At 42.9% G+C, this 11580-nt stretch carries 11 protein-coding genes; 9 read left to right on the plus strand and 2 right to left on the minus strand.

Translation table 11 applies throughout. The features are described 5' to 3' along the window. The 9 genes from B3014_RS10840 to B3014_RS10880 form a co-directional block, all read left to right on the plus strand. Positions 1-642: S1 RNA-binding domain-containing protein (locus B3014_RS10840; protein ID WP_289286980.1), on the plus strand; the 642-nt coding region annotated here is incomplete at its 5' end. Between the two features lie 185 nt (positions 643-827). Further along, positions 828-1649: a MotA/TolQ/ExbB proton channel family protein gene (locus B3014_RS10845; RefSeq protein WP_289243881.1), complete on the plus strand. Its 822-nt coding sequence runs from the start codon at positions 828-830 to the stop codon at positions 1647-1649. Next, positions 1639-2031, plus strand: a complete 393-nt coding sequence (locus B3014_RS10850; RefSeq protein WP_286305242.1) for an ExbD/TolR family protein — start codon at positions 1639-1641, stop codon at positions 2029-2031. The genes B3014_RS10845 and B3014_RS10850 overlap by 11 nt, the downstream gene beginning before the upstream one ends. Then, on the plus strand, positions 2031-2459 hold the full coding sequence (locus B3014_RS10855) for an ExbD/TolR family protein (protein ID WP_286305241.1): 429 nt from the start codon (positions 2031-2033) through the stop codon (positions 2457-2459). The genes B3014_RS10850 and B3014_RS10855 overlap by 1 nt, the downstream gene beginning before the upstream one ends. After that, positions 2456-3292, plus strand: coding sequence for an energy transducer TonB (locus tag B3014_RS10860; RefSeq protein WP_289243880.1), 837 nt, complete (start codon positions 2456-2458; stop codon positions 3290-3292). The genes B3014_RS10855 and B3014_RS10860 overlap by 4 nt, the downstream gene beginning before the upstream one ends. 32 nt (positions 3293-3324) lie before the next feature. Then, positions 3325-4548: a PepSY-associated TM helix domain-containing protein gene (locus tag B3014_RS10865; protein WP_289243879.1), complete on the plus strand. Its 1224-nt coding sequence runs from the start codon at positions 3325-3327 to the stop codon at positions 4546-4548. Positions 4549-4596: 48 nt separating this feature from the next. Continuing rightward, positions 4597-5367: an ATP-binding protein gene (locus B3014_RS10870; RefSeq protein WP_289243878.1), complete on the plus strand. Its 771-nt coding sequence runs from the start codon at positions 4597-4599 to the stop codon at positions 5365-5367. Between the two features lie 169 nt (positions 5368-5536). Continuing rightward, complete coding sequence (locus tag B3014_RS10875; RefSeq protein ID WP_289243877.1) at positions 5537-7750, plus strand: EAL domain-containing protein; 2214 nt, start codon at positions 5537-5539, stop codon at positions 7748-7750. Then, complete coding sequence (locus tag B3014_RS10880) at positions 7729-9657, plus strand: sensor histidine kinase (protein ID WP_289243876.1); 1929 nt, start codon at positions 7729-7731, stop codon at positions 9655-9657. The genes B3014_RS10875 and B3014_RS10880 overlap by 22 nt, the downstream gene beginning before the upstream one ends. Here the strand turns inward: B3014_RS10880 and B3014_RS10885 are convergent. Further along, positions 9611-10837: a sensor histidine kinase gene (locus B3014_RS10885; RefSeq protein WP_289243875.1), complete on the minus strand. Its 1227-nt coding sequence runs from the start codon at positions 10835-10837 to the stop codon at positions 9611-9613. The two genes, B3014_RS10880 and B3014_RS10885, sit on opposite strands and share 47 nt — an antisense overlap. Before the next feature lie 70 nt (positions 10838-10907). Next, entirely contained in the window at positions 10908-11579 is a 672-nt protein-coding gene (locus B3014_RS10890) for a response regulator transcription factor (protein ID WP_289243874.1), read from the minus strand. Position 11580 lies beyond the last annotated feature (1 nt).

Here is an 11580-nt window from a genome sequence, read left to right on the forward strand (position 1 = left end):
TTAGGTGATATGGACTTTAAAGTAGCTGGTACTGATAAAGGTGTCACTGCATTGCAGATGGACATCAAAATCGAAGGTATCAACGAAGAAATCATGCGTACTGCGTTAGCTCAAGCGCGTGATGGTCGTATGCATATCCTTGAAAAGATGAATGCAGTTATTAACACGCACCGTCAGGAAATGTCTGAATTTGCGCCACGCATTATTACTATCAAAATCCACGCAGATAAAATTCGTGACGTGATTGGTAAAGGTGGTGCCACTATCCGTGCCATCACTGAAGAAACAGGTGCTACTATCGATATTCAGGACGATGGTACCGTGATGATTTTCTCTTCTGACTACAATGCTGGACAACAAGCATTGCGTCGCGTTGAAGATATTACTGCAGAAGTTGAAGTCGGTAAGATCTACGAAGGTCGTGTGGCTAAATTAATGGACTTTGGTGCATTTGTGACCATTCTGCCAGGTAAAGACGGTCTGGTACATATTTCTCAAATTTCAGAAGAACGTGTTGAGAATGTGTCAGATAAATTGTCTGAAGGTGATTTAATCCAAGTCAAAGTCTTGGAAGTCGATCGTCAAGGCCGTATCCGTCTTAGTATGAAAGCGGTTAATGAAGAAGTGAAAGAAGAAGAGTAAGTCTTCTGCGCTACTTCGCAAAAAAGCCCCGTACTGCGGGGCTTTTTTTTATGCATGAGTAAAAAATTTCTTCTAACGGATGAGATATAGGTCAATTCACACAATCACGGCTGTAAATATGGCATAACTCTCTTGATAAGGTAAATGATAACGATTATCATTGCTGGCTCGAAAAGGGGAATTTTATGGCTCAAGAAAACGACGACGCATTAGGTACAACTGAGAATATCAGTAATAACGGCGCTGCAGTGACAGACGTAAATACCGATCCAAGTACAGTCTCGCCAGCAATGACCGATGCTTTAACTAGTACAGATCCAACAACGTTGGCTCCGCAAGCAGATGCGATGACACAGTTTGTGGAGTTCATGCAGGTAGGTGGACCTGTTGTATGGATTCTGACAGGTTTTTCGGTAATCGCATTAGCGATTACACTCATTAAACTCTGGCAGTTCATGTCAGCGCGACCAGAATCCTCCAAACACCTTAAGTCTGTTATTCAACATTGGCAAAAAGGCGATGCTGCCGAAGCCATGATGATGTTGAATCCAAAACGACCAGTGGATGAGCTGGTGCTAATGTCGATTAGAGGTCTAACTCAGCATAAAATGGATCTTGCGACCTTAAAAGAAGAGCTTGATCGTGTTGCTACACTGCGCCTCAATCAATTACGTGCTTACCTTCGTCCAATGGAGGTTATCGCTACATTAAGTCCTTTATTAGGTCTGTTAGGTACCGTGTTGGGGATGATTATCGCCTTCCAACAAATGGAAGCTGCAGGGAATCAGGTGGATCCGTCTGTTTTATCCGGTGGTATCTGGCAAGCATTATTAACAACAGCAGTTGGTCTGGCTGTGGCCATACCGGTTGTGACAGTACATAACTGGATGGAGCGTAAAGTTGAGCGTGTTGCATCGCTGATGAATGACACTGTCACCCAGATTTTCACAACAGCACCTGCTAAGCCAGTGTCTGCTGAAAACAATACCATGCGCCATGCTGCTTAATACAGAACCGCCAAGACATAAAAGAGCCATTAGTCTGACACCGCTTATTGATGTGGTGTTTATTCTGTTGCTGTTCTTTATGTTGTCTTCGACCTTTATCCAGTGGCGGCAAATTGATGTGTCGGCACCAAGTGAATCTCAGGCAGAATCTCGTGAGCAACGTGTTGTCACTCTGGTGTCAAATGACGGTACATACAAAATTGGTAATATGACCTTGTCTTTAAAAGATGCAAACTCTGTGGTTACGGTGGTTAATCAAGATCCTGATGCTGTCTATGTCATCGAGGTTAAATCAGGTATTCAAACACAAAGTATGATTGATCTGCTTGATGCCTTTAAACAGGCAGGCGCTAAATCTGTCAGCCTGGCAGGGATAAATTGATGAAAGTCGGACAGTCGATTCAACATAAAAAGCCTGATCAAGATGACAGCTTGGTGCCGTTGATTAACATTGTGTTTCTGATGCTCATATTTTTTATGGTCGCGGGACACATTAGTCAGTCTGACCCTATTAAGGTACAGCCGCCTTTATCTGCGAGTGAAACAAAGCAAGTCGAAGAACCCTTAGTTATTATCGTATCTGAAGATGGGCAAGTAGCGATTGATCAGGCAATTACAGATGATGAGGCGCTATTACCCACCATCAACAAACGTTTTGAAGCGACAGAAGATAAAGATACGTTTCATATCTTAGTTAAAGTGGATGGCAATCTGCCGGTGGAAAGGCTTCAAGATGTGCTGACCATAATCAAGCAATCTGGCATCAAGCGTGTCTCATTGGCGACACAAAAACAAGCAGAACTAACATGACAAAAAATCGTTATTGGATCTTTGCGCTTTTGGTGGCCGTTGCTATTCATGCCGCTGGCTTCGTCTTTTTTACCTATCAGCCTGAAGAAGAAGATGGTGCTGAGCTAACTGGCTTACAAGGTGTAGAAATTGATCTGGGTATGCTTGGTGACCTTGGTGACGTAGAAAAAACGCAAGAAAAAGCGACGGAGTCAGAGCCCGAACCTGAACCAGAAAAAGAGCCGGAACCTGAACCTGTTGTCGAGCCAGAACCTGTCGTTGAACCTGAACCTGTGGTTGAACCCGAACCTGTTGTAGAGCCTGAGCCAAAAAAAGTTGAGGCAAAACAAAAAACAGAAACAAAGGTAAAAGCACAAACCAAGCCTAAACCAGAACCAAAAAAAGTGGTTGAAGAGCTTATCGAAAAAGAAGTCACACCAGAAAAGCCGGTGAAAAAACAAACAGTCGCGACAACAACGACCAGTACAAACGTGAATAAACAGACTGCCCAGAAGAAAACAACCGGGCAAGCAAGTGCACAGCTAAGTGGTGGTCAGATAGCAGCGCAAAAATCTTACTACAGTGAGCTGGCTGCAACACTGGCCAAGCATAAACGTTATCCCATGGCCTCAAGACGTCGTGGTGAAGAAGGGATCGTCAAGCTGTTTTTTGTGGTTGATCGTGATGGCAAGGTGTTGGATTTTCGTATTACACAAAGTTCGGGGTCAAAACGTTTAGATGAAGCGGTTATAAGCATGTTAAAAAAAGCCCAACCGTTACCTTCGTTTCCGGATGACATGTTGCAGTCTCAGCTTGAGGTGAATGTGCCGATTGCTTTCCAGCTTAATACATAAGTTCGGCTTTAATATGTTTTACGGTGGTTAATATGCGATCAATCGGAGTACTTATTCATCGCTGGTTTGGACTGGCCAGTGCTGTGTTTTTATTCATAGCCGGTCTTACCGGCGCCATTATCTCCTGGGACCATGAGCTGGACGAATGGCTCAATCCACAGCTATATAAAGCCAAAACACAAGATGTGGACTTTGCTGCAATTGATGCTTTATCTCTTGCTAACAAGTTTGAAGCTGACAATCCACAGTTAATGGTCAGCTTTATGCCGCTCAATATTGAGGCTGAGCATAGTTTAATGATGACAGTCATGCCCAGACCTGTTCCTGAGACTGGCAAAGCGGCTGCCGTGGATTTTAATCAGGTAGCCATCGATCCTGCGACCTCTGAGGTGCAGGCAAATAGAATGTGGGGGGAGATTTCGCTAACGCGCGAGAACATCCTACCTTTTCTCTATAAGCTTCACTACAGCATGCATATACCAGATGGTTTTGGTTTGGAACTCGGTATTCTATTTATGGGCATTATTGCTGTCGTCTGGACAATAGATAGTTTCATTGCCTTATGGATAAGTTTTCCAAAAGCAAAAAGCTGGAAGAAGTCATTACGGTTCCGTTGGAAACAAGGCGGCTACAAATTAAACTTTGATCTTCATCGCTCTGGCGGCGTCTGGTTATGGGGCTTTGTGCTGATTTTAGCGGTGACATCTATCTCGATGAATCTAAATAATGAGGTGATGCGTCCAGTATTATCCGTTTTCTCCGAGCTGACGCCTACACCCTTTGATGAGCGTACACCGACACCATTGGATGAACCCATCAATGCCGAGTTGAGTCGTGAACAGATTCTGCCGATTGCACGCCAACAAGCCGACAAGTTAGGCATTTCAGATCCTGCAGGCGGGATTTTTTATGCGTCTCATTACGATGTTTATGGCGTGGGATTTTATAAGCCGGAGAATGATCATGGCGATGGTGGTTTAGGCAATCCGTGGCTTTATTTCGATGGTAAAAGTGGTGACTACCTCGGCGGTAAGATACCTGGGCAAGGCACGGCAGGTGATATTTTCATTCAAGTCCAGTTCCCTCTACATTCTGGTCGTATTTTGGGTTTGCCTGGTCGAATTATGGTCTCAATTATGGGATTGATGATAGCTATTTTTAGTGTCACAGGCATCATTATCTGGGCCAAAAAACGTCGAGCCAGAGTATCAACGAGAACCAATCAAGCATTAAATATGTCTTCTTCTCTTCGCTAGCATAGATGATGCTATGCTAGCTTTATTTGAATAAATGAAGGATAGCTTATGCGCATTGATTGGCATCAGGTTTACGCCGCCATCTGGCGAAGTAAAAGTCAAAAACTAAAACCTGTTGTTCGCCTCGATCCTGTTCGTCTGGATGAGCTTCAAGGCATAGACAGACAAAAGCAAGCGATTATCGCTAACACGCAACATTTTCTTGAAGGCAAAACCAGTAATCACGCATTGTTGTGGGGAGCCAGAGGTACGGGCAAGTCCTCTGTCATTAAAGCCTTACTGAACGAAATGGCACCAAAGGGCCTACGAATTATACAAATTGATAAAGATGATCTGGGCTTCTTACCTGAAATTCTGGATGATCTAGAACAAGAAAGTGAGCAATTTCGCTTTATCATTTTCTGTGATGATTTATCTTTCGAAGCCGGCGAATCCAGTTATAAGCCACTCAAAACATTATTGGAAGGTGGCCTTGAGTTACCCCCAGAGCATGTGCGTCTGTATGCGACTTCAAACCGCCGTCATTTATTGCCAGAGAAACAGTCTGAAAATCAGCTGAGCGGGGTAGTGGATGGTGAAGTGCATTATGCCGATAGTTTAGAGGATAAACTGGCTTTATCGGACCGCTTCGGACTCACCTTATCTTTTTATCCTGCTAACTGGGAAAATTATTTCGCTATAGTTGAAACTCTATTTGCCGATATCAATACTGATAAGAGCCAATTACACGAAGCGGCACGCCTATATGCCATGGGGCGAGGAAGTCACAGTGGCAGAACGGCTAAGCAGTTTTATCAGTACTATCGTGCTCAGTTTTAACAAAACCACATAAATGCTTGGTTGATTGTTGTATGCAATTTTGGCTAACTAAGCTCTACAGTAGAAATGATAAATAACGAACGTAACAAACTGTGACGATAAGAATAATAGTGAATTAATACAATCCTAAAAAACAGCGTGGCTTGAATTGCACAAAGGATGATCCGAAATGAGTCGAGACAATTCTTTTTTCGAGTTTGATACAGAGACTGATTACTCCTCGACATCACCCAAGTCACGCTGGTTAATTCTGACGGTTGAAGATAATGATATTTTTCAGCAGTCTCTGGTGAGTGCTTTGTCGAGAATGATTATTCAAGGCAAAACACTGGAAATCCTCACCGCTTCCTCTGCGAAACAAGCTAAAGTCGTGCTTGAACAACGTCCCGATATTAACCTTGTCCTACTTGATGTTGTCATGGAAACTGATGATGCCGGTTTACGTCTGATTGATCATATTCGGTTTACCTTACAGAACCCCATCACTCGTATTATTTTATTAACAGGGCAGCCTGGTATGGCGCCCAACCGCTCAGTGATGGAGCAATATGATATTGATGACTACTGGTGTAAAACTGAGCTGGGAGAAGAGCATTTATTTAATGTTATGAATGGCAACCTCAAGACGTGGCAACGTATGAGTGACCTCAAAAAAGCTCATCAGGGCCTGGAGAAAGTTGTGACTGCGTCACAAAAAATTTCATGCCATCATAATTTATCACCTTTCTCTCAAACCGTACTGGAGCAGATTGATCAAATTATTGGCATTAGTGATGGCGGCATTATGAGTCTAAAGATGTCTGATCCACTTGACCTTAACAATGATTCTGCTGTTTTAGCGGCTACCGGCCAATATCAACCTTACGTTGGCCAGCCACTCGTTTCTATTGAAAATAATTTGTTATTAAAACGAATACAACAACTGTTAGAGCAAAAGCAGCATATATTTGATGGTCATTCTTCTTTATTGTATTTTTCTTTCCAAGAGCCCAACCCTGTCTATTACGTTATTGTTGTGAAATCAACAGATGTGTTGACTGAGTCTAATATCCATCTTCTGAAAGTGTTTGCTGAAAACATTGCGAATGGCTTTTCAAATATTGCACTCACTGATTATCTCAATGAGTTAGCATTCAAACATTGGCAGACAGGTATCTATAACCGTAATTGGTTCTGCAAACAGCTTGAGAATGAAGCCTATTGGAATAATAACGCTCAAATCGTGTTGATCTCGATCGATAGGTTGAGTGATATCACGGTGACATTCGGAGAAAAGTTTGTCATTCAGTTACTTGAGACTGTCTATGCTGAATTGTCAGACATAACTGGCATACAAGCCATAGCCATCATCAGTCGGGATGCTTTTGCCATTTTATTGGAAAAATCACAGCTATTGACGGCAGAAAAATTCGAACAAATTTTAGGCAAAAAAAATCATATCCAACACCTTGAGCATAAAGTGATTGCTCAGGCGGTATCCGCGCAGCTCACGCACTCATTAAATCACAGTCCTGAGCGTTTATTAGGTCAGTTGGAGAGTCATTTATTACGCTTACGCACCACAAGTAGTAGCCATTTCCACCATGTCTCTCTCGATAATGAGGCCATATTTTCAAAGCATATCCGTTTGTTAAATGAGTTTAATCTTGGTCTCACCAGAGATGAAGTACAGGCTTATCTACAGCCAAAAGTGAATATGGTTACTGGAAAGCTGGTGGGGTTTGAAGCCTTGGCGCGATGGTTTAAACCGAGTGGTGAGATGGTGCCACCTGATGTTTTTATTCCTATCGCAGAAGCATCAGGGCTAGTGGAGCAACTCGATAGAGTTATCTTATTAAAATCCTGTTCGGCCATAAAACAGTTAGAAGCCGCCGGAATTCAGGTACCCATCTCCTTTAATGTCTCATGTCATGAACTATTATTAAGTGATTTTTCCAGTTCCATCCTCGAGGTTTTAGCCGCCGAAAATGTGGCTCCACAGCAAGTAGATATGGAGATTACCGAAACCTTGGCAATGATAAATTATGAAGAGGTTTCCGCCACATTACGCAAGCTGATCCAGCTGGGCATGGATGTCAGTATTGACGATTTCGGTACTGGGTTTTCATCCCTGTCACATGTCACAGAATTAGCAGCCACCACACTCAAGATTGATAAATCTTTTGTGCAGTATCTCGGTGAAAAATCTTCTTCTGAACATATCGTGGATATGATCATTCGGGTAGCTACACGCTTTGGTATGAAAGTCATTGCTGAAGGGGTGGAAACAGCATTACAAAGAGATAAGCTTATTGAGTTAGGCTGCACCATTGGACAAGGCTATTTCTGTGCTCGTCCTATGCCCATTGATGAGGCAGTTCAATGGGCAATGGCGAATTCTTAGCAACGGCTGAATCAACCTCTTTTCGTGTGCCATATGTGTTCAGACATGTATGGCGCAGCCTAATCCTTATCTATATTCCTATTTTGGGGCTTGCTGGTTTTTTCAGTTATCACATTTATTGGCATATTTTTGAGTCCAACTACCAGCCTTATTTTGAATCACAGCAAAGCAGATTGGACAATGCTGTGAATACTTTCTCGCGAGAGCTGGGCCATATCCATCAGCTTATTCGCTTACTTCGTTACAACCAACAGTTTGAAAAAGCATTGCAAGCTGGTATGTCGATTGATTATCAGTCATTGGAAAATGTGTTTACTGATTTTTCCAACGTTTCTTCTCATATTAGTCAATTGAGATGGCTCGATGAAAAGGGCGTTGAAAAGCTGAGAATGAACATATCTGATAAGGGGGTGATTAAGGTTGCTCCTGAAGCATTACAAAATAAATCGAAACGGCAATATGTGAAGGCAGGTATGAGATTGGAACCGGATGAAGTTTATATCTCTGCCATTAATCCAAATATTGAAAATGGACAAATCGTATTACCTCTCGAAAAAACAATCCGAGCCGTCATGCGAACAGGTAAGCAGGATGGCCTACATGATGGCGTGCTTGTCATTAATTTTCTGTTGAATGACATGTTTGAGTCATTGAATCAAAAGCAAGATAATAAACTGCGTATTATCGATAATGAAGGTTATTGGGTGATGCACCCCAACCCTTCGATGGCATTTCGGTCCTATACTGACTATCTTGTCAGAACAGAACGACTATTAAGCCAGGCAGTGATTAAGGGCATACTTGAACAACGGCAATTACATAACTTCATTCACGGCTCAAGATTAATAAGCTATAGCGTGATAGACATCGGTGAAAATGGTCCAGATAACCGGCATCGTCTATTTTTTATTGATAGCTCTGCACCTGATTTATTAGGTTCCCTAAAATACAGGGTTGCCTTGGTTGTATTTATTCCGACCGTTTTAGTGCTCGTTGTTCTGTTATTTCTGATTGGGCGATTTCTTTACGATGGTCGTAAGCAATATGATTTATTCAGACAGCTGGCTGTCGAGAAAGAAGCATTAGCCAAGTCTAAACAACAACTGCAACTGGCATATGAGCAACAACAGCAAATGCAGGATACCCTGGTTGAGCTACGTAAGTTATCATCAATGGGAATGATGGTGGCCGGTTTAGCGCATGAGCTCAATACTCCGCTTGGTGGTGCTGCCCTGACTTTATCCAGTCTTGACTCTTCACGTGAGCAATTACAACAGGCCGTGAGCGATGGCTTGAGAAAGAGCGAATTAGAAGATTATCTGACCCATTCAGCTGAGACCATTGCCTTGGCCAGGAAAAACATCGCTAAAGCGGCGGAACTTGTGAAGAGCTTTAAACGTTTAGCCGTTGATAGACATACAGATGAATCAACGGAATTTGATTTGATGACGGTGATAAATGATGTCGCCACCACGTCTAAGCATAGATTGAAACAGCAGCACATCCATCTGGATATCGTGGGACCGAAACAGTTAGTGATACAGAGTTACGCTGGTATTATTTCGCAGTTATTCGAAAACCTTATTAGCAATGCCATTTCACATGGGTTTGCTGGACGTGATAATGGACATATCCACATTAAAGTCATACAGACGTCTATGAATGATATATCTGTCAGTGTGTCTGATGATGGTCATGGGATTGATGTCGAGCAGCTGACAACGATTTTTGATCCCTTTGTGACAGGGGCGAGGGGAGCCGGTCATACAGGATTAGGGTTACATCTCTGTCATCAGTGGGTGACCCAGGTGTTAAAGGGATCGATTAGCGTGAGTTCTGAACCTGGTCAGGGTACGACGTTTATTGTGTTACTTCCTGTTGATGTGGATTCATCGTCACAATCGTAAGGGTCACATAGTGTCCGTCAGGATTCACTTGGTTTTGATATGGCCAGTCCAATTTTTTACACAGTTGCTGCGTTAGCTGCAGGCCTAGACCAAACCCTTGATCATTTTCAACACTCTCCTTGTCAGATGGCGAGCTTTGGTTACGGATAGTGACTGTATGTTTGTGTTGATGAATCACCACATGACCATCCCAGGTATGCTGGAACGCATTTCTTATTAAGTTACCGATAATGATTCTGGCTGCCGCGGATGATGCATATAGCGTCGATTCAGTTGTTTCAACTTTGACATCAACGGGTTTGTTCTTCAGCAAATAACGCATTTCATCAACAAGACTATGAATCAGCTCATCGAGACGGAAATGTTGTTTTGCCAGAGACTCTGTTTCTTCTCGGTTCAGCCATAACAGGGTTTCACATAGATGTTGCATAGTGAGGCTAGCACGATCGATGCGTTCAATAATGTCTTGTTGTTTTTCGTTGAGGTCAGCGGGCTGTTTCTGCTGCAGTTTATGTATTAATTCAATATTGTTACGAATAACACTGATGGGGGTGCGTAATTCATGGCTGGTATAACGCAAGAAGTTTTGCTCTCGCTCCATAGCCTCATTAACGGATGATAATGACCCTTGAATTAAGGCGGCCATCTCGTTGAGTTCGGGATAAGCAAAGTCAGGAGGTGGGCGTTTTAATGTCTCTGGGGTCAGTTCATGTGTCCATGTGGTCAGTCGGGATACAGGCTGTGATAAACGCTTCATCAACAACCAGGTCAATAAGGCCAGAAGTAGGGTGATCCCGATACTCAAGGTAATAATAAACTGGCGGTTTTGTCTGGCATTTTTTCCAACCAAAGGAGAAGCATCCGCTTTGGTAAAGGGGCGGCTGATAAAATAGTCTTGGTTCTGAATTTTTAACTTAATAAGAAAGTACATCACGCCAGAACCGCGCCCTGTCTCGCCACGTTGGTAATGTTTCTGCAAAGCTGCATAACGCTTTGGCTTATTGAAATATTGCTTGATCGTAGGAGATTGCGCCTCCCAACTGCGAGTAATGGTATAACCATCAGCATAAGGCGCCTGGTGACTATTCTGTTGAGCACGTACATACTCTTCTGCAGCATTTTCCATATTGGCTGAAATAATATTATCCATGCCTCTGAAAAAGAACTGGATACTGAGCATAGAATATCCTGCCACTATCGTTATCCCCAGAACGAGGAAGGCTAATGCAATGTAAAATTTAAGACTCAGTTTAAGTTTCATTTCTTAAGGCAAATCCGTGACCGGGGATGGTGTGAATTAAATTTTTTTCAAACGGTGCATCAACAGCTTTTCTTAAGTGAAACATATGCACTTTCAGGCTATCACTATCTGGTGGTGTATCGCCCCAGACAGCCGCTTCCAACTTTTGTTTAGCCACTACATCGGGATAAGCGCGCATCAATGCTTCCAATAACTGCCAGCTAGTGGGCGACAGTTTTAAACTCTGTCCACTACGTGTCACCGTTTTTGTCTGAAGGTCCATGATGAGATCATCACACTGTAAGCGTTGTACTTGGCCACTACGACGTCGTGATAAGGCTTGAATGCGCACAATCAGTTCATCCAGTTCAAATGGTTTGACCAGATAATCGTCAGTACCGGCATTAAACCCTGTGATTTTGTCACTGAGCTGATCACGGGCGGTTAGCATCAGAATCGGCACGTCATAGCCTTGTTCACGTAACTTTTCACAGACCGACAATCCATCCATTCTGGGTAGGTTTAAATCCAGTAACAGCACATCGTATTGATGTTGTTGACTAAATTCTAAGCCGGCAAGGCCATTGCTGGCATGATCACATTCAATATTTTCAAGGCTGAGATAATCAATCACTGTTTCTGCCAGATCCAGATCATCTTCGACTAATAACACGTGCAACATG

The organism is Methylophaga sp. UBA678 (genome assembly GCF_002299105.1).
Classification (GTDB): Bacteria; Pseudomonadota; Gammaproteobacteria; order Nitrosococcales; family Methylophagaceae; genus Methylophaga; species Methylophaga marina.

Bases quoted from the DNA above. Each gene is read 5' to 3' on its own strand.
- B3014_RS10845 (WP_289243881.1), top strand. From the start codon at position 828: ATGGCTCAAGAAAACGACGACGCATTAGGTACAACTGAGAATATCAGT.
- B3014_RS10850 (WP_286305242.1), top strand. From the start codon at position 1,639: ATGCTGCTTAATACAGAACCGCCAAGACATAAAAGAGCCATTAGTCTG.
- B3014_RS10855 (WP_286305241.1), top strand. From the start codon at position 2,031: ATGAAAGTCGGACAGTCGATTCAACATAAAAAGCCTGATCAAGATGAC.
- B3014_RS10860 (WP_289243880.1), top strand. From the start codon at position 2,456: ATGACAAAAAATCGTTATTGGATCTTTGCGCTTTTGGTGGCCGTTGCT.
- B3014_RS10865 (WP_289243879.1), top strand. From the start codon at position 3,325: ATGCGATCAATCGGAGTACTTATTCATCGCTGGTTTGGACTGGCCAGT.
- B3014_RS10870 (WP_289243878.1), top strand. From the start codon at position 4,597: ATGCGCATTGATTGGCATCAGGTTTACGCCGCCATCTGGCGAAGTAAA.
- B3014_RS10875 (WP_289243877.1), top strand. From the start codon at position 5,537: ATGAGTCGAGACAATTCTTTTTTCGAGTTTGATACAGAGACTGATTAC.
- B3014_RS10880 (WP_289243876.1), top strand. From the start codon at position 7,729: ATGGGCAATGGCGAATTCTTAGCAACGGCTGAATCAACCTCTTTTCGT.
- B3014_RS10885 (WP_289243875.1), bottom strand. From the start codon at position 10,837: ATGCTCAGTATCCAGTTCTTTTTCAGAGGCATGGATAATATTATTTCA.
- B3014_RS10890 (WP_289243874.1), bottom strand. From the start codon at position 11,579: ATGTTGCACGTGTTATTAGTCGAAGATGATCTGGATCTGGCAGAAACA.